Origin of the sequence: Microbacterium sp. CFBP 13617, assembly GCF_014839445.1 — a bacterium.
Taxonomy (GTDB): Bacteria; Actinomycetota; Actinomycetes; order Actinomycetales; family Microbacteriaceae; genus Microbacterium.
Genome location: NZ_JACYNW010000003.1, coordinates 393,281 through 411,112 on the forward strand (window position 1 = coordinate 393,281; position 17,832 = coordinate 411,112).

The 17,832-nt window shown below is 70.9% G+C and carries 14 protein-coding genes; 5 read left to right on the forward strand and 9 right to left on the reverse strand.

The genetic code is table 11. The annotated features are described in order from the left end of the window. Positions 1-195 precede the first annotated feature (195 nt). Positions 196-894, reverse strand: a complete 699-nt coding sequence (locus tag IFU40_RS10395) for an SDR family NAD(P)-dependent oxidoreductase (RefSeq protein ID WP_070408330.1) — start codon at positions 892-894, stop codon at positions 196-198. Positions 895-946: 52 nt separating this feature from the next. Beyond that, the gene (locus tag IFU40_RS10400; protein ID WP_191926269.1) at positions 947-1,345 is read right to left on the reverse strand and encodes a DUF4259 domain-containing protein; all 399 of its coding nucleotides are present in this window, start codon (positions 1,343-1,345) and stop codon (positions 947-949) included. Between the two features lie 79 nt (positions 1,346-1,424). Here IFU40_RS10400 and metX point away from each other — a divergent pair, with 79 nt between their 5' ends. Beyond that, the gene (gene metX / locus IFU40_RS10405; RefSeq protein WP_191926270.1) at positions 1,425-2,630 is read left to right on the forward strand and encodes a homoserine O-acetyltransferase MetX; all 1,206 of its coding nucleotides are present in this window, start codon (positions 1,425-1,427) and stop codon (positions 2,628-2,630) included. Positions 2,631-2,907: 277 nt separating this feature from the next. On the opposite strand, the gene IFU40_RS10410 is transcribed toward metX, so the two are convergent. Continuing rightward, the gene (locus tag IFU40_RS10410; RefSeq protein WP_055936752.1) at positions 2,908-4,155 is read right to left on the reverse strand and encodes an MFS transporter; all 1,248 of its coding nucleotides are present in this window, start codon (positions 4,153-4,155) and stop codon (positions 2,908-2,910) included. A 252-nt stretch (positions 4,156-4,407) separates the two neighbouring features. Between IFU40_RS10410 and IFU40_RS10415 the strand changes: the two genes are divergently transcribed. Beyond that, positions 4,408-4,866 (forward strand): hypothetical protein, encoded by a 459-nt coding sequence (locus tag IFU40_RS10415; protein WP_206754874.1) that lies wholly within the window; start codon positions 4,408-4,410, stop codon positions 4,864-4,866. A 67-nt stretch (positions 4,867-4,933) separates the two neighbouring features. Here the strand turns inward: IFU40_RS10415 and IFU40_RS10420 are convergent, their stop codons facing one another. The 3 genes from IFU40_RS10420 to IFU40_RS10430 form a co-directional block, all read right to left on the reverse strand. Beyond that, a complete protein-coding gene (locus IFU40_RS10420) occupies positions 4,934-5,260 on the reverse strand; it encodes a thiamine-binding protein (protein ID WP_055936747.1) in 327 nt (108 codons plus the stop codon). A gap of 188 nt (positions 5,261-5,448) precedes the next feature. Then, positions 5,449-6,756: a glycosyltransferase family 87 protein gene (locus tag IFU40_RS10425; RefSeq protein WP_055936744.1), complete on the reverse strand. Its 1,308-nt coding sequence runs from the start codon at positions 6,754-6,756 to the stop codon at positions 5,449-5,451. Positions 6,757-6,841: 85 nt separating this feature from the next. Then, positions 6,842-7,699 carry an ADP-dependent NAD(P)H-hydrate dehydratase gene (locus IFU40_RS10430; protein ID WP_191926272.1) on the reverse strand — a complete coding sequence of 286 codons (858 nt, stop codon included), beginning with the start codon at positions 7,697-7,699 and terminating at the stop codon, positions 6,842-6,844. A gap of 29 nt (positions 7,700-7,728) precedes the next feature. On the opposite strand from IFU40_RS10430, the gene IFU40_RS10435 reads away from it, so the two are divergent. Continuing rightward, positions 7,729-8,787: an NADH:flavin oxidoreductase/NADH oxidase gene (locus tag IFU40_RS10435; RefSeq protein WP_191926273.1), complete on the forward strand. Its 1,059-nt coding sequence runs from the start codon at positions 7,729-7,731 to the stop codon at positions 8,785-8,787. A gap of 122 nt (positions 8,788-8,909) precedes the next feature. Here the strand turns inward: IFU40_RS10435 and IFU40_RS10440 are convergent, their stop codons facing one another. Then, complete coding sequence (locus IFU40_RS10440; RefSeq protein ID WP_055936734.1) at positions 8,910-9,965, reverse strand: hemolysin family protein; 1,056 nt, start codon at positions 9,963-9,965, stop codon at positions 8,910-8,912. Beyond that, on the reverse strand, positions 9,962-11,305 hold the full coding sequence (locus IFU40_RS10445; RefSeq protein WP_191926274.1) for a hemolysin family protein: 1,344 nt from the start codon (positions 11,303-11,305) through the stop codon (positions 9,962-9,964). Before IFU40_RS10445 ends, IFU40_RS10440 begins: the two co-directional genes overlap by 4 nt. Positions 11,306-11,467: 162 nt before the next feature. On the opposite strand from IFU40_RS10445, the gene IFU40_RS10450 reads away from it, so the two are divergent. Next, positions 11,468-12,505, forward strand: a complete 1,038-nt coding sequence (locus tag IFU40_RS10450; RefSeq protein ID WP_191926275.1) for a glycoside hydrolase family 76 protein — start codon at positions 11,468-11,470, stop codon at positions 12,503-12,505. Here the strand turns inward: IFU40_RS10450 and guaB1 are convergent. Further along, positions 12,495-13,949: a GMP reductase gene (gene guaB1 / locus IFU40_RS10455; protein WP_191926276.1), complete on the reverse strand. Its 1,455-nt coding sequence runs from the start codon at positions 13,947-13,949 to the stop codon at positions 12,495-12,497. The genes IFU40_RS10450 and guaB1 overlap by 11 nt on opposite strands. 139 nt (positions 13,950-14,088) lie before the next feature. On the opposite strand from guaB1, the gene IFU40_RS10460 reads away from it, so the two are divergent. Further along, positions 14,089-17,754 (forward strand): multifunctional oxoglutarate decarboxylase/oxoglutarate dehydrogenase thiamine pyrophosphate-binding subunit/dihydrolipoyllysine-residue succinyltransferase subunit, encoded by a 3,666-nt coding sequence (locus IFU40_RS10460; protein WP_191926277.1) that lies wholly within the window; start codon positions 14,089-14,091, stop codon positions 17,752-17,754. Positions 17,755-17,832: the final 78 nt, after the last annotated feature.

Consider the following 17,832-nt stretch of genomic DNA (forward strand, 5'->3'; position numbering starts at 1 on the left):
GGGACGTGTCGTCTTCGTGTCCGGCGCGTCGCGTCGCGCAGCGCGCGGGCAGCTCGGCGTCGCGCGGCGCGCGCAGCGCGGCGTCGGGTGACGAGCGGAGGACCAGGGATGCCAGGAGGACCCACGCCGCATGGCGACCCTCCCCCGTCCCTGACGCTCCGCTGATCACACGCCGCGCACCGCGCGACGCCCGCGTCAGACCTTCTGGCGCGGCCGCAGGCTCCCGAGGCCCCCGTCGACCCCGATGATCTGGCCCGTCATCCACGCGTTCTCGGGCGAGAGCAGGAACTCCACCGCGCGAGCCACGTCCTCGGGCTCGCCCAGGCGTCCGAGGGGGTGCATGGCCTCCGACACCTTCCGAGACATGTCGGTCGACGTGAGCTTCGCGGTCAGCCGAGTCTGAACCAGGCCCGGCGCGACGGCGTTCACCCGCAGCCCGTGCGATGCGTAGCTGGCGGCGGCCGACAGCGTCAGCCCGATGACTCCGGCCTTCGCGGCGGCGATGCCGTCGTGGTTCGGCAGTCCCGCCAGGGCCGCGGCCGAAGACACCAGCACCACCGAGCCACCGTCGCGCATGTGCGTCCCGGCTGCGCGCACGGCGGCGAACGACGTGGTCAGAGAGGCGGCGATGAGGCCGTCGTACTGCTCGCGCGAGGTCAGGTGCGCGGGCTTGAGCAGCATCGAGCCCGCGAACACCGCGATGCCGTCGAGCTCACCCACCTCGCCGACCACGCGGTCGACGGCGTCGAAGTCCGTGGCATCCAGAACGAAGTCGGGCTCGATGACCGAGGAATCCCGCGCCGTCGTGACAACGCGATGACCGGCGTCGCGCAGTCGGGTCGCGGTCGCCCCGCCGATGTCGCTCGAGGCCGCAATGAGAAGGAAGGTCGCCATGCGGCGATTCTGACGAGCCCTCCGCGCCGGAAGCGGGGGCTGGACAAGGAGGTCAGACGGTGGTCAGCGCTACGCGCAGGCGTTCGTTCTCGGCGTGCCAGTCGGGGTCGTCCTCCCAGAGCTCGGCCAGTTCACCGTCGTCAGAGGTCGCGTGGACGACCGCGGCGTCGGCCAACGACACCAACTCGGCGGACGGCGCCGACGCGCGCGCCACGAACGCCGTGACCGCGTCGGAGAAGGCCCGGCCGGGCACCCGCCCCAGCCCCCGCGCGACGACCTCGGCGGCTGCGATCGCCACCGTGGCGGCGTCGGAGTCGAGCTGCGAGCCCTCGGTATCGGCGGCGACGCGCAGTGCGTCGCGCACGACGTTCCAGTCGGTCTGCCCTTCGAGCTCGTACGCCCAGTCGGCGGCGGTGTCGTTCCCGAACGGTTCTGCGCTCCATGCACCCATGCGCCGAATCGTACGCGCGGTCTCCGACATCGACGTAACAGTCCGGTCGGGCCGCCGGCGACCGACGAGAATGGATGCCATGGACTGGCAGATCTCCGAAGACACGGTGCCCTCGGCCCCGGTGACGGAGGCCGATGCCCGATCGCTGCTCGGACGCCCCCCGGCGACCGGCGCGTGGCGCGACGGCGACCCCGCGGGGGACCGCCGATTCGCCTCGTTCGGCGCGTTCGCGACCGAGACCGGGCAGTCGCTGCCCCACGTGCGTCTCGCGTACGAGACGTGGGGACAGCTCTCCCCCGCCCGCGACAACGCCGTGCTGATCCTCCACGCGCTCACCGGCGACAGCCATGTGCGCGGTGCCGCCGGTCCGGGACACCCCACCGCCGGGTGGTGGAGCGACCTCGTGGGCCCCGGTGCGGCCATCGACACCGACCGCTGGTTCGTGGTCGCCCCCAACATGCTGGGCGGATGCCAGGGCTCGACGGGACCGGCGAGCATCGCCCCCGACGGCTACGAGTGGGCTTCGCGCTTCCCGTACCTCACGATCCGCGACCAGGTCGAGGCTCAGGCCCTGCTCGCCGACGAGCTCGGCGTCGAGCGGTGGTTCGCCGTGGTCGGCGGGTCGATGGGCGGAATGCACGCGATCGAGTGGGCCGTCGGCCACCCCGACCGCGTCGCCCGCGCCGCGATCCTCTCGGCCCCGCCGATCACGACCGCCGACCAGATCGCCCTGAACTCGGTGCAGCTCGACACCGTGCGCATCGACCCCCGCTTCGCCGGCGGCGAGTATTACGACGCCGGCGACGGCGACGGCCCGCACCGCGGACTCGCTCTCGCTCGGCGCATGGCACTGCTGAACTACCGCAGCCCGACCGAGCTCAACCAGCGATTCCAACGTTCATGGCAGTCGGGGGTGAGCCCGCTGGGCCGCGGCGGACGCTTCGCCGTCGAGTCGTACCTCGATTTCCACGGCAACAAGTTCACCCGCCGTTTCGACGCGAACAGCTACCTCACCCTCGTCGAGGCCATGAACTCGCACGACGTCGGCCGCGACCGCGACGGCGTCGAAGACGCCCTGGCACGCGTCACGGCGACGACCCTGGTGCTCGGCATCGACAGCGACCGCCTGTTCCCCATCGACGGGCAGCACCGCATCGCCCGCGGCATCCCGAACACGCTCGACGGAGACGACGCCGTCGTGCTCTCGAGCGACTTCGGCCACGACGGCTTCCTCATCGAGACCGCCGCCGTCGCCCTGCACCTGCGTCGTCTCTTCGCGACCTGACGATTCCGGATGCCGGGCACCGCGGCATCCGTTTCCTCCGGCCCCTCGTCGGTCGGGGACGAGGTCGCGCGTTTCGTGGTCTGGCCGCGCCGCCGCCGCGGCGAGCCGGCACCTGGACGCATACCCGAGCGGCGCGCCGTCGCCGCGACCGCCCGCACACACCGTCGAGTGTCCAGGACACTCCGCATCCCCGGACCCCAAGGCGGCGTGTCCGGGACACTCGCGCCAACGTTCAGCGCCGCGTCAGCCGCCGGCCCGTGGTCGACACGACGCGCGCTCAGCGCTGCGTCGGGATCGAACCGGTGATCGCGGTCTGCGCGGCTTCGGCCGCCGGCACCCGATGTTCGGGGTGGCGTCCGCTGCGGTCCTCGACGCGGTACGACACCACGGCGACGACCAGTCCGCCCAGGGCGAGCAACGCTCCGACCCACGCCGGGGCGACGAGTCCGAGGCCCGCGGCGATGGCGAGGCCGCCGAGGAAGGCGCCGAGGCTGTTGCCGATGTTGAGCGCCGAGTGGTTCAACGCCGCGGCGATGGACTGGTTGTCCTCGGCGACGTCCATGAGTCGCGTCTGGATCGCCGGGCTCAGGGCGGCACCGCAGAACGCCACCAGGAACGCGAACAGCACCAGCGCCACGATCCACCCGGCCGTGAGAGCCAGGCCCACCGATGCCGCACCGAGGGCGATGAGCCCGACGTACAACCAGAACCGCAGGTCTTTGTCGGCGAGCGCGCCGCCGACGATGTTGCCGATCGTCATGCCGATCCCCACGAGCACGAGTACGAGCGAGACGGCCCACTCAGGCTGGCCCGCGACATCGGTGATCATGGGCGCGATGTAGCTGTACATCGCAAAGAATCCGCCGAACCCGACGGCGCCGATGCCGAGGGCGAACCAGACCTGTCCGATGCGGAACACACGCAGTTCGTCACGCAATCGACGACCGGGCGAACCGGGGTGCTTCGGTACGAAGAGGGCGATGCAGATCGTAGCCAGCAGGAAGATCCCGGTCACCACGGCGAACGCCGCGCGCCAGCCGACCTGCTGGCCGAGCAGGGTGCCCAGCGGCACACCGACGACGTTGGCGATCGTGAGCCCGGTGAGTACGAACGCCACGCCCTTGGCGCGATTGCCCGGGCCGAGCGCATCGGCGGCCACCAGGGCGCCGATGCCGAAGTAGGCGCCGTGCGGAAGTCCGGCGAGGAATCGGGATGCCGCGACGAGCTCGAACGTGGGGGCGATGACGGTCAACAGGGTGAAGAACGCCAGCGCGGCGGCGAGCACGATCATCACGCGATGGCGCGGGAACCGTGCCACGGAGCCGGCGATCGTCGGCGCTCCGACGACGACGCCGAGGGCGTAGAGCGAGATGAGCCAGCCGGCCTGGGCGATGGCGTCGTCGGGCGAGGCCGCCCACGCGCCGGGGACGAGCTCGCGGGCGATGTTGGGCAGCAGGCCCATCACCACGAACTCGGTCATGCCGATGCCGAAGCTGCCGATGGCGAGAGAAAGGAGCGCCCGCATCGCCGCACCTCTCGAGGAAGTCGAAGAGGTCACCTTGCGATGGTAGTCCGCGCGGCCGCGAGCGTCGAATCGTTTCGAGGGCCGGCTGCGGCGGGTGAGGTCGGCGTCACGGTCGACCGTGCACCCCGCGGACCGCTCCTCCCCACCCGCACCGCGGGTGAACTTCTCCCGATCTCCGCGGTCGAGCGGTTCCACCCCCACGGAATGCTGACAGTCTGGATCCCCTCAGCGCGGATTGAAGGGATGCCGGACGTGACGGAACCGCAAGTATGGGTGCTCATCGGAACCTTCGCCGCGACTGTTCTGGGCGGCATGACGTTCAGCACGAACCTCATCATGGGGTCGCTCACGAAGGTGATCACGGCGAACACTGACCGGATCGAGGCACGCCTCGACGCCGTTCGCTACGAGACGGTGGCCGAGATCCACGTCACGAGGACCCGGGTCGACAGCGTCGAAGCCGGTCTGACCGCCAAGATCGACACCGTCGAGACCGGTCTCACCGCCAAGATCGACACCGTCGAAGCCGGTCTCACCGCCAAGATCGACACCGTCGAAGCCGGCCTGAGCGCCAAGATCGACACCGTCGAAGCCGGCCTGAGCGCCAAGATCGACAGCGTCGAGAGCAGCCTGCGCGGAGACCTCGCCCGCATCGACGCCGACGTCACCGCCATCACCAGGCGCATCTGGAACGACCCGCCCGCCGGGTGAACCCGCCGCAGCTGCACCCCTTCGCGCAACCGTCGACCGCTGTCCCGTCACGGCTCAGCCGATCGGCTCAGTCGACGTGACGCTCCAGCGCGTCCTCGAGTCGCTCGATCTTGCCGTCGATCTCGCCCGTGCGTCCGGGGCGGATGTCGGCTTTCAGCACCAGCGACACCCGCGATCCGTAGGGCAGCACGGCATCCGTCGCCCGTTTGACGACGTCGAACACCTCGTCCCACTCCCCCTCGACCTCGGTGAACATCGAGGTCGTGCGATGCGGCAGACCCGAGGCGCGCACGACGGCGACGGCTGCGGCGACGGCGTCGTGCACCGACGCGTCGGGGTTCTCCGAGGCGACGGTTCCGACACCCGAGGGAGCGACAGAGAAGGCGATGAGCATGATTCGAGACTAGGCCGCGGGCGGCCTCGGCGGAACGGGCCGCGTCGCCACCGCGCCGCACAGCGCTGCGCAGCGACGCGCCGCACCGCGAAGTGAAGCGCTGCGTGTCTCCGTCGGACGACGCCGCGTGCACTCCGGTCGCGGCGCACCGTCTCGCGGCAGCACCGCGCCCAGACGCGAACCCCGGGTCAGCCGCGCGGAGCGATCCGCGTTCGCGCCGGACGCCGCCCGGTCACGATCTCGTGCAGCCCGGCGGGAGGACGGACGCGGTCGATCGGCGCACGGACGACGCGCACGACGGCCCACACCAGCAGCACGAGGGCGAGCAGGTTCCGCGTTTCGAGCACGAAGACGGGGAACGGGTTCGGGTGCGTCGCCATGAGCCCGTCGTACAGCAGCGGGTACATCCACTGCGTGAGCGCCGCGATCACGAGCGTCATGCCCGCGAATCCGTACCAGCGACGGCGATCGATCATCAGCCCCAGCACGACGGGGGCGAAGAGCCACACGTAGTACTGCGGCGAGCCGACCTTGTTCAGCGCGATGAAGGCGGTGACGAGAGCGAGCGAGAGCGGCGGGAAGAGGCTCACGAAGGTCGCCCCGCGCCGCAGCTTCACGATGCCGACGATGGCGATCCCGACCATGACGAGCAGCATGATGGGCGTCATCGCGGCGATGAGGGGGTCGGCGCCGGGTCCCGTCACCTGGAAGGTGAGCACGCCGCCGTCGTAGTACACCTCGGAGCCGGGAACGTAGAAGGCGGCGAGGAACATGTACAACCCGCCGACGGGGGCCTCCATCTGGATGCCGCGGGTGGTCTGGTCGCCGACGAAGCCGAAGACGTAGGGCGCACCGCCCAGGGCGACGACCGCGATGACGGTGGTCACCGACACCGCAACGGCACCCCAGATGAGGGCCAGGCGACGGCGGGCGGCGATGAGACCGGCGGCCAGGATCGCCGCGGGCCACACCTTCATCCACACGGCGATCGACAGCAGCAGGGAGGCCACGAACGGGCGGCGCAGCAGCCAGATGCTGCCGAGGATCGCGAACGGCACCGTGATGCCGTCGATGCGGTACAGGCCGACCGGCCCGATGAGCAGGATGGCCGCGAGCCAGAACCAGGCGGCGATCACACGACCGCGCGAGCGCCCTTTGCCCACGAGCACGACGAAGGCGACCAGGTTGGCGAGCGCGACGGTGATGACCCAGGCGGGCGTGTACCCGACGGCCCAGGCGAACAGCCAGGCGAACGTCATGGGCAGGAACGCGAGCTGCGGATAGATCCACTTCTCAGTGATGCCCGGCCAGGCCCACGCGTCGGAGCGCGTGCACGAGGTGACGTCGATGCCGCCGAACAGCGCGCAGCGCGACCAGGGTTCGTACACCAGGTACACATCGCCCATCGGCTCGTTGGGCTGCTGATAGCCCAGGATGCCGACGACGACGTGTACGGCGACGAACGCGATCAACAAGGGAACGACACGCCTCACCACCGCATCATCCTAAGCGGGCGCCCCTGAGCGTCCCGGACGCGTGGCTCCGGCTCCCCCGCCGTCGCGCGGGTCGCGACGACAACCGTTACCCGATCGAGTCCGCCTGCAGCCCGGCCACGACCGAGGGCAGCTCCCCGGCGATGTCGAGCGCGGTGATCGGCCCGCCGAGGCCGCCGTAGGCCTGTGATGCCCGTGTGCCGGCCGTTCCGTGCAGCCACGCGGCGGTGGCCGCGCACGCGGCGAGGTGGTCGAGCGAGGTGCGATCGGCGGCGACCGACCCGGCGGTGACGGCGCCGAGCACGCCGGCGAGCACGTCGCCGGTACCGGCGGTGGCGAGCCACGGCGTGCCCGTCGTCACGCGGCGGGTCCATCCGCCCGCGGCGGCGACGATCGTGACGGCGCCCTTCAGCAGGACCACCGCGCCGATGGCCTCGGCGGTCTCGCGCGCGGCCGCCTCGCGGGCGTCGTCGTCTCGCGGATCGGCCGCTCCGAGGCCCAGGCTCTCGCGCAGTCGGTCGAGCTCTCGCGCGTGCGGCGTCACGATGACCTGTGCCGTGGCCCCGGCGACCAGGTCCAGGGCTCCCGCGTCGACGACGACCGGAACGTCGGCGCGCAGGATGCCGCGCAGCGCCGCGGTCTCGGCGGCGTCGCGCTCCGCGGCATCCGTTCCCGACCCCATCACCCACGCCTGCACCCGCCCATCGGCGGTGACCGTCTCGGGGCGACGCTGCAGCACGAGGTTCTGCGCGCGCTCGGGTCCGAGGTAGCGGACCATGCCCGTTCCGGTGCGCCACGCGGCCTCGACTCCCAGCATCGCCGCGCCCGGATAGCGGGTGGACCCCGTACGCATCCCCACGACCCCGCGGGAATACTTGTCGTCGTGGGCCGTTGGCCACCGCAGTGTGCGACCGGCATCGCGCCCGGTCCAGTCCTTCGCCGTCATGGCGTCACCCTAAAGCGCAAAGGTCTTCCATGAGTGCCCTCTTCACACCCCTGTCCATCCGCGGTATCGAGATGCGCAACCGGCTCTGGGTCTCGCCGATGTGCCAGTACAGCGCGGTCGACGGCGTGCCGAACGACTGGCACCACGTGCACCTCGCCCAGTTCGCCGCGGGCGGCGCCGGCCTCGTGATCGCCGAGGCCACGGCGGTGTCGCCCGAAGGCCGCATCTCGCCCGAAGACGCCGGCATCTGGACCGACGCGCAGGCCGAGGCCTGGGCCCCCATCGTCGCGGCGATCCGCGCGCGGGGCGCCGTCGCGGGCGTGCAGCTGGGCCACGCCGGCCGCAAGGCGTCGACCACCTCCCCGCTCACCGGCGGCCGCGGCACCGTCGCGCCCGAGGCCGGCGGCTGGACCACGCTCGCCCCCTCGGCGCTCGCGTACGACACGTTCGCCGAGCCCGTCGCCCTCGATGCCGCGGGCATCGAGAAGGTCGTCGAGGACTTCGCGGATGCCGCCCGCCGGGCCGTCGCGGCCGGGTTCGAGGTCGTCGAGCTGCACGCGGCCCACGGCTACCTGCTGCACCAGTTCCTGTCACCGCTCACGAACCACCGCGACGACGAGTACGGCGGCTCGTTCGAGAACCGGGTGCGCCTGCTCGTGCGCGTGACCGAGGCCGTGCGCGCGGCCATCCCCGACGTCGTCCTGTTCGTGCGCTTCTCGGCGACGGACGCCGCCGACGGCGGCTGGAGCGTCGCCGACACCGTCGCCGCCGCACGGCTGGTGGGTGCGGTCGGCGCCGACCTGATCGACGTTTCCAGCGGCGGCCTCGTGCCGCAGCAGCGCATCGTGACAGGCCCCGGCTACCAGGTCGAGTACGCCGCGACCGTGCGCCGCGAGACGGGACTGCGGGTCGCCGCCGTCGGCATGATCGACGACCCCTCCCTGGCCGAGAACATCGTCGCCGACGACCGGGCCGACGCCGTGCTGTCGGGCCGCGAGTGGCTCCGCGACCCGCACTACGGCCTGCGCGCCGCCGCCGCGCTCGGCGCTGACTCCCCCGCGCCGGCCCAGTACACCCGCGCGTACTGAGCCGCGCCGCGACGTCCTGACCCGGGTCCCGCCCGACGGCGGATCGGCGAGCACTCACCCCCGCGAATGAGAACACCGGATGCCACGACCCCTCGGGGCCGTGGCATCCGGTGTGTCAGGCCTCAGACGAAGCGACGGCGCTCGGTGGCGTCCTGCACCTCGCCGACGAGCTCCTCGATGATGTCCTCGAGGAACAGCACGGCCTTCACGTCGCCGCTCTCGTCGCGCACCTGCGCCAGGTGGCGACCCGAGCGGCGCATGAGCGCCAGGGCGTCTTCGAGATCGGTCGTCTCGAGCACCGACACCATCTGATGGATGCGCTTGGCGGGGATTGGACGCGCCATGTCGGCGGCCGTCCCGTCGGCCGCGCGCAGGACGTCCTTGAGGTGGACGTACCCGGTGGGGTTGCCGGTGTCATCGACGATCACGTACCGCGAATATCCGTGCTGCGCGACGGCACGCTCGATCTCGCCCGGAGTGGTCCGGGCGGGGAGCGTCACGAGGTCGCTCATGGGAACGGCGACGTCGGCGGCGGTCTTCTCGGTGAACTCCACCACCGCGCTGACGGTTCCCGACGCGTCGTCGAGCATGCCCTCTCGCCGTGACTGGCTCACGATCGTCGCGACCTCGTCGAGGGTGAAGGTCGAGGCGGCCTCGTCCTTCGGCTCGACGCGGAACAGGCGCAGCACGTGGTTCGCCGTCCAGTTGAGGGCGACGATGATCGGGTAGAACGCCTTCGACACGGCCACCAGGGGCGGCGCGAGCATGAGCACCGCGCGGTCGGGCAGCGAGAACGCCAGGTTCTTCGGAACCATCTCGCCGAACACGACGTGCAGGTACGACACGATCAGCAGCGCCACGATGAACGCCACCACGTCGACGGCCGCCTCGGGCAGACCGGTGAGGCCGAGGGGCCCCGCCAGCAGGTGGTGGATGGCGGGCTCGGACACGTTCAGGATCAGCAGCGAGCAGATCGTGATGCCGAGTTGGCACGTGGCCAACATGAGCGTGGCGTGCTCCATCGCGTACAGCGCGGTCTTCGCCGCCCGCGAGCCGCGGTCGGCGTGGGGTTCGATCTGCGATCGCCGCGCCGAGATCACCGCGAACTCCGCGCCGACGAAGAAGGCGTTGGCCACGAGCAGCACGACCAGCCAGGCGATTCCCGCCCAATCGTTCATCGCTGATCACCGCCCTTCGCCGCGCGCACGAGGTCGCCGACGTTCTGCTCCACCGGCTTCGGGGTGAACTGCACGCGGTCGACGCGACGGCCGTCCATGCGGTGCACGCTCAGGACCCCTTCGTCGGTCTCGACGGTGTCGCCCACCGCGGGGATCCGCTCGAGCTCGGCCATGATGAAGCCGCCCACGGTGTCGTAGACCTCTCCTTCGGGCACGCGCACGCCCGCGCGGTCGAGGGCTTCATCGGGTCGCAGGTCTCCGGGGAACATCACGGATGCCGCGGAGCGCACCACCCCGGCGCGGGAGCGGTCGTGCTCGTCGAGCACCTCGCCCACGATCTCTTCGACGAGGTCTTCGAGGGTGACCACGCCCGCGGTCCCGCCGTACTCGTCGACGACGATCGCCATCTGGTAGCCGCGCGAACGCAGCTCCGAGACGAGGGTGTCGAGGTGCACCGTCTCGGGGACGCGCAGCGGCTCCGTCGACAGCGCGGCCACGGGCACGTCGCCGCGCCTGTCGCGCGGCACGCCGATCGCGGCCTTGAGATGCACGACGCCGATGATGTCGTCCATCGACTCGCCGTATACGGGGAAGCGGCTGTGCCCGGTGCGCCGGGCCAACTGCACGACGTCGTCGGCGGGGTCGCCGGCGGCGAGCGCGTGCACGCTGGGACGCGGGGTCATCACGTCGGCGGCGCTGAGGCGGGCGAAGGTGAGGCTGCGATCGAGCAGCGAGGCGGTGTCCTTCTCGAGCATGCCGGCGCTGGCCGAGCGCTTGACGAGGCTCGAGAGCTCCTCGGCCGAACGGGCGCCCGAGAGCTCCTCTTTCGGCTCGACGCCGATGGAGCGGAGCACCCCGTTGGCGCTGCCGTTGAGCACGAGGATGGCGGGCTTGAACACGGCGGTGAACGCGATCTGGAAGGGCAGGACGAGCTTGGCCGTCTGCCGCGGGATCGCGAGGGCGAAGTTCTTGGGAACGAGCTCGCCCAGGATCATCGACAGCACGGTGGCGAAACCGACGCCGATGATCGCGGCGAGGGTGACGATGACCGCCTCGGGCAGTCCCCACGCCTGGAAGACCGGCCGCAGCAGGTTCGAGATGGCCGGTTCCATCGTGTAACCGGTGAGGAGCGTCGTCAGGGTGATGCCGAGCTGGGCGCTCGACAGGTGCGTCGATGTGATTCGCAGCGCATCGATCGTGAGCGAGAGCCGCGTCTCGCCCGCCTCGCGGCGGGCTTCGAGGTCGGCGCGGTCGAGGTTCACCAGGGCGAATTCACTGGCGACGAAGAGTCCCGTTCCGACGGTGAGGATGAGCCCCACGCCGAGCATGACGTAATCCATCAGGCATCACCTCCGCTCGACCGGGGGTCGGTGTCGAAGGGGCGGCGTCGGGGCCTGGGTCTACAACTGGGAGGGTCGTCCATCGTGCGCACGATTCTATTGCAGCCCCGGGCCCCTGGCATCCGGATTCTGCGCATCCCGGCACCTGGGGAGGATGGGTGCATGGATGCCGAGACCACGGCCGGCGAGCGCGCCGCCACCGCTGAACGTCAGGTGACGGACCGCTTCGTGCACCGCTACGGCCCGGTGGCCTGGGCGAGGGCGGCACTGCCCGGCGCCACCGGCGAGCGCACGTGGCATTACTGGTGGCACGCGCACGTGCTGCACGTGCTCGGCGACGCCGAGCGCAACCGGCCCGACGCGCGCCGTCGGCGGATGATGCGGCGCCTCGCCCGGGGGGTGACCCTGCGCACGATCGGCCGGTGGACGACCCCGTACTACGACGACATCGCCTGGATGGGCCTGGCGCTCGCGCGCACGCACCTGAACGCCCGCGCCCTGCGCCGCATCTCGCGGGTGCTGCACCGGGCGATCGATCCGCGCGTGGGCGCACTGCCCTGGTGCGTCGGCAGTGACCTCTTCAACGCTCCGGCGAACGCGCCCGGCGCCATGGTGCTCGCTCTGACCGGCCACCGGGCCGAGGCCGTCGCACTCGACGCGTGGATGGCATCCACCCTGGATCAGTCCGACACGGGCCTCGTCCGCGACGGCGTCGAGCACGGCGTCGTGCGGAGCGAACTGTGGACGTACAACCAGGGCGCGGCCCTGGGGCTCGCCCTGCTGCTGGGCGAGCGGGCCCTGGCCGACGACGCGCACCCGGCGTGGGCGCACGTGGAGCGTGCCCGGGCTCTCGTCGCCGCGGTCGAACGGTGGTGCGCCGCCGACGACGGACTGTTCCCCGCGGCGGGCGGGGGCGACGGCGGCCTGTTCGCCGGGATCCTGGCGCGTTATCTCGCCGAGGCGGCGATGGATCTCGCCGAGAGCGGCGACGCCGAGGGCGATGCCCTCTCGCGCACCGCGCGGCGCCTCGTCCAGCGCAACGCCGACGCGCTCTGGGACGCACGCCGCGGCGGGTTGTTCCCGGCCGATCCCCGCCGCCCCGCGCGCGCAGAGGGCGACGACCTCGATCTGTCGGTGCAGGTCGGGGCGTGGATCACGCTCGAGGCCGCGGCCGACCTCGAGCGGGTGTTCACCAGCTGACCGGAAGCGCCTTGCCCTCGTCGTACCCGGCCGCCGACTGCAGGCCCACACGAGCGCGCTCGTGGAACTCGGCGACGGTGGCGGCGCCGGCGTAGGTGAACGAGGAGCGCACGCCCGACGTGATCATGTCGAGCAGGTCCTCCAGGCCGGGGCGCTGCGGGTCGAGGTAGATGCGCGACGACGAGATGCCCTCGGCGAAGAGCTCCTTGCGGGCCCGCTCGAACGGGTCGAGTGCCCCGAAGCGCCCGTGCACGGCCTTGGTCGAGGCCATGCCCCACGACTCCTTGTACGTGCGGCCGTCGGCGTCGGCACGCAGGCGCCCGGGCGACTCGATCGTGCCGGCGAACCACGAACCGACCATGACCGATGCCGCACCCGCCGCCAGCGCCAGGGCGACGTCGCGCGGATATCGCACTCCGCCGTCGGCCCAGACGTGCGCCCCGACGCTGCGCGCGGCCTCCGCCGTCTCGAGCACGGCCGAGAACTGCGGCCGCCCCACGGCGGTCATCATGCGGGTCGTGCACATCGCCCCCGGCCCCACCCCGACCTTGAGAATCGTCGCACCCGCGTCGGTGAGGTCGCGCACGCCCTCGGCGGTGACGACGTTGCCGGCGGCGATCGGGATGCCGAGATCCAGCGCGGCGACCTCGCGCAGCGCCCGGAGCATCTGCGCCTGGTGACCGTGGGCGGTGTCGACGACGAGGACGTCGACGCCGGCGTCGGCGAGGGCGCGCGCCTTGCCGGCGACGTCACCGTTGACCCCCACCGCGGCCGCGACGATCAGGCGTCCCTCGGCGTCGACCGCCGGGCGGTACACCGAGTCGCGCACGGCGCTCCGCGCCGACAGCGTGCCCACCACGCGGTCCGCGTCGACGACGGCGACGATGTCGGCCTCCCCCACCAGCGCGAAGACGGCACGGGGATCCCCCAGCTGATCGACCGAGACCACCGGGGCATCGCCCCGCGCGATGTCGCCGAGCGTGGCATCCGGGAGCGCCGTCGCGAGGCGCGTGGCCGGAACGATCCCGCGGAAGGCCGAGAGGGCGACGACCCCGTCGTCGCGGGTCTCGGCGACGACGATGCCGCGCCCGGGCACCGGCGGGAGCACCAGACGCGCGTCGGCGACCGTCGCGGTCGGGGGCAGCACGAGCGGGGCGTCCCAGGCCGTCGGCTGCGCCTTGACCCAGGCGACGGCGTCGAGCAGGTCGGGCAGCGCGAGGTCCTGCGGGAGCACGCCGAGGCCGCCGCGACGCGCCAGGGTCGCCGCGAGTCGGGTTCCCGTGACGGAGTTCATGTTCGCCGACACGAGCGGAACGGTGGCACCGCTCCCGTCGCCGGGTGCCAGGTCCACGTCGAGGCGGCTGCGCACCTCGGAATGACGCGGGACCAGGAACACGTCCGAGTAGGTCAGATCGACATCGGGTTGAGCGCCGGAGAACTCCATGGCATCCACCTCACCACATCAAGGGAACGTAAAGACCCGCAGACCGCCCAGGAACCTCGGCTAGGCTTGACGACGCGCCGGACGGTGACGTTCGCGCGTATCCACAGGAATCTTCATCGAGGAAAGCAGGCGATCGACTGTGTCGAGCCAGGTGGCGGGCGTCGGTACTTCGAGCGAGGGCGAGTTCGGCGCGAACGAGTGGCTCGTAGACGAACTCTACGAGCAGTTCAAAGTCGACAAGCACTCCGTAGACAAGGCCTGGTGGCCGATCCTGGAGGCGTACCACCCGGTCGTCGACGGGTCCGCCGCGGCAGCGCCGCCCTCGGAGCCCAAGCCGGTCACCGCGCCGATCCCGGTGGTCGGTCAGGCCCCCGTCGCGCGCACCACCGCCAAGCCCGCGAAGCCGCAGCCGATCCCGGCGCAGGCCCCCGCCTCGACGCCCGCGGCCGCAGCCCCGAGCACCGAAGAGGACCGCGTCACCGTCCTCAAGGGGATGCCGAAGGCCCTGGCCTCCAACATGGACGACTCGCTCACGGTCCCCACCGCGACCAGCGTCCGCACCGTGCCCGCGAAGCTGATGATCGACAACCGCATCGTCATCAACAACCACATGTCGCGCACGCGCGGCGGCAAGATCAGCTTCACGCACCTCATCGGCTGGGCCCTCATCCAGGCGCTCAAAGAGTTCCCGAGCCAGAACGTCTACTACGCCGAGATCGACGGCAAGCCCTCGGTGGTGGCCCCCGCGCACATCAACCTGGGCATCGCGATCGACATGCCCAAGCCCGACGGCACCCGCGCGCTGCTGGTGCCCAGCATCAAGCGCGCCGACACCCTCAGCTTCAGCGAATTCCTCGACGCGTACGAAGACCTGGTGCGTCGCGCACGCGGCAACAAGCTCACGCCCGGCGATTTCCAGGGCACGACGCTGTCGCTGACGAACCCCGGCGGCATCGGCACCGTGCACTCGGTCCCCCGTCTCATGCGCGGTCAGGGCGCCATCATCGGCGCGGGTGCGCTGGACTACCCCGCCGAGTTCCAGGGCGCGAGCGACAAGACGCTCAACGAGCTGGCGATCGGCAAGACCATCACGCTCACCAGCACCTACGACCACCGGGTCATCCAGGGCGCGGGGTCGGGCGAGTTCCTCAAGAAAGTGCACGAGCTGCTCATCGGGCAGCGCGGCTTCTACGACGACATCTTCGCGGCGCTGCGCATCCCCTACGCGCCCATCCACTGGGCGGCCGACATCAGCGTCGACCTCTCGGAGCGCATCGACAAGAGCGCCCGCGTGCAGGAGCTCATCAACTCGTACCGCGTGCGCGGCCACCTCATGGCCGACATCGACCCGCTCGAATACGTGCAGCGCACCCACCCCGACCTCGAGATCGAGTCGCACGGTCTGACCTTCTGGGACCTCGACCGCGAGTTCGTCACCGGCGGTCTGGGCACGAAGCGCGTCGCCAAGCTCCGCGACATCCTCGGCGTGCTCCGCGACTCGTACTGCCGCACCATGGGTGTCGAGTACATGCACATCCAGGACCCGATCCAGCGTCAGTGGTTCCAGAGCAACATCGAGGTCAAGTACACCAAGCCCGGGCACGACGAGCAGCTGCGCATCCTGTCGAAGCTCAACCAGGCCGAGGCGTTCGAGACGTTCCTGCAGACCAAGTACGTCGGCCAGAAGCGCTTCAGCCTCGAGGGCGGCGAGTCGCTCATCCCGCTGCTCGACCAGATCCTCCAGGGCGCGGCGTCCAAGGGCCTCGACGGAGCCGCGATCGGCATGGCCCACCGCGGTCGCCTGAACGTGCTCACCAACATCGGTGGCAAGACGTACGGCCAGGTCTTCCGCGAGTTCGAGGGTGCGGTCGCCACCGGCAGCAAGCGCGGCTCGGGCGACGTGAAGTACCACCTCGGCACCGAGGGCACCTTCGTCGGCGACGAGGGCGATGAGCTCCCCGTCTACCTGGCGGCCAACCCCTCGCACCTCGAGACCGTCGACGGCGTGCTCGAGGGCATCGTCCGCGCCAAGCAGGACCGCAAGCCCATCGGCACGTTCTCGTGGCTGCCCATCCTCGTTCACGGCGACGCCGCGTTCGCGGGTCAGGGCGTCGTCGTCGAGACGCTGCAGATGTCGCAGCTGCGCGGATACCGCACCGGCGGCACGATCCACGTCGTGGTGAACAACCAGGTCGGCTTCACCACCACCCCCACCGACGCGCGCACCTCCGTGTACGCCACCGATGTGGCCAAGACCATCCAGGCCCCCGTGCTGCACGTGAACGGCGACGACCCCGAGGCCGTCGTCCGCGCGGCCGAGCTGGCGTTCCTGTACCGCGAAGAGTTCCACCGCGACATCATCATCGACCTGGTCTGCTACCGCCGACGCGGCCACAACGAGGGCGACGACCCCTCGATGACGCAGCCGCTGATGACCAACCTCATCGAGGCCAAGCGCTCGGTGCGCCGTCTGTACACGGAGTCGCTCGTCGGTCGCGGCGACATCACCGAAGACGAGTACGAGCAGGCCAAGCAGGACTTCCAGAACCGTCTCGAAGTCGCGTTCGCCGACACCCACGAAGCCGAGACCGGTACGACCCCCGTCGTCACGGCCGACGCGGTCGACGACGTGCCCACGGGCGCGCCCGAGACCACGGGCGTCTCGCGCGAGGTCGTGCAGCACATCGGCGACGCGTTCGTGAACAAGCCCGACGGCTTCACCGTGCACAACAAGCTGCAGCAGCTGCTCGACAAGCGTCTCGACATGAGCCGCAACGGCAACATCGACTGGGCCTTCGGCGAGCTCCTCGCCTTCGGCTCGGTGCTGATGGAGGGCACCCCGGTGCGCCTGGCCGGTCAGGACTCGCGCCGCGGCACGTTCGTCCAGCGCCACTCGGTGCTGCACGACCGCGACAACGGTCAGGAATGGCTGCCGCTGGCGAACCTCAGCGAGAACCAGGGACGTTTCTGGGTCTACGACTCGCTGCTGAGCGAATACGCGGCCATGGCGTTCGAGTACGGCTACTCGGTCGAGCGCGCCGACTCCCTGGTGCTGTGGGAGGCGCAGTTCGGCGACTTCGCCAACGGGGCGCAGTCGGTCATCGACGAGTTCATCTCGTCGGCCGATCAGAAGTGGGCTCAGCAGTCGAGTGTCGTGCTGCTGCTCCCCCACGGCTACGAGGGCCAGGGACCCGACCACTCGTCGGCCCGCATCGAGCGCTACCTGCAGATGTGCGCGCAGGACAATATGATCGTCGCGCGCCCGTCGACGCCGGCCTCGTATTTCCACCTGCTGCGCCGCCAGGCGTACCAGCGTCCGCGTCGTCCGCTCATCGTCTTCACCCCGAAGGCCATGCTGCGTCTACGCGGAGCCACGAGCCCGGTCGAGGACTTCCTCGAGGGTCGCTTCGAGCCGGTGCTCGACGACAACCGCGGTATCGACCGCGGCGCCGTCACGCGCGTGCTGCTGCACGCCGGAAAGATCCACTGGGATCTGCGCGCCGAGCTCGACAAGAACCCGAACCCGAACATCGCCCTCGTGCGCCTGGAGCAGTACTACCCGGCGCCGATCGAAGAGCTGACCCGCGTGCTCGATCAGTACCCGAACGCCGAACTGGTGTGGGTTCAGGACGAGCCCGAGAACCAGGGCGCGTGGCCGTTCATCGCGCTCGAGATCGCCGACCAGCTCGGTGGCCGCTCGATCCGCAACATCTCGCGTGCCTCCGCGGCGTCGACCGCGACCGGCTCGCCCAAGGTGCACGCCAACGAGCACGCCGCCATCATGGCGGAGGCGCTCGCGCGCTGATCCGTACGTTGAGGGGCCCGGTCGATATCGTCGACCGGGCCCTTTCGCGTGGGCGGATTCCTCGCGACAGGATGCCGA

Excerpts from the sequence above, each read along its gene's own strand:
- IFU40_RS10395 (WP_070408330.1), bottom strand. The coding sequence starts at position 894 with ATGGCGACCTTCCTTCTCATTGCGGCCTCGAGCGACATCGGCGGGGCG.
- IFU40_RS10400 (WP_191926269.1), bottom strand. The coding sequence starts at position 1,345 with ATGGGTGCATGGAGCGCAGAACCGTTCGGGAACGACACCGCCGCCGAC.
- metX (WP_191926270.1), top strand. The coding sequence starts at position 1,425 with ATGGACTGGCAGATCTCCGAAGACACGGTGCCCTCGGCCCCGGTGACG.
- IFU40_RS10410 (WP_055936752.1), bottom strand. The coding sequence starts at position 4,155 with ATGCGGGCGCTCCTTTCTCTCGCCATCGGCAGCTTCGGCATCGGCATG.
- IFU40_RS10420 (WP_055936747.1), bottom strand. The coding sequence starts at position 5,260 with ATGCTCATCGCCTTCTCTGTCGCTCCCTCGGGTGTCGGAACCGTCGCC.
- IFU40_RS10430 (WP_191926272.1), bottom strand. The coding sequence starts at position 7,699 with ATGACGGCGAAGGACTGGACCGGGCGCGATGCCGGTCGCACACTGCGG.
- IFU40_RS10435 (WP_191926273.1), top strand. The coding sequence starts at position 7,729 with ATGAGTGCCCTCTTCACACCCCTGTCCATCCGCGGTATCGAGATGCGC.
- IFU40_RS10440 (WP_055936734.1), bottom strand. The coding sequence starts at position 9,965 with ATGAACGATTGGGCGGGAATCGCCTGGCTGGTCGTGCTGCTCGTGGCC.
- IFU40_RS10445 (WP_191926274.1), bottom strand. The coding sequence starts at position 11,305 with ATGGATTACGTCATGCTCGGCGTGGGGCTCATCCTCACCGTCGGAACG.
- IFU40_RS10450 (WP_191926275.1), top strand. The coding sequence starts at position 11,468 with ATGGATGCCGAGACCACGGCCGGCGAGCGCGCCGCCACCGCTGAACGT.
- guaB1 (WP_191926276.1), bottom strand. The coding sequence starts at position 13,949 with ATGGAGTTCTCCGGCGCTCAACCCGATGTCGATCTGACCTACTCGGAC.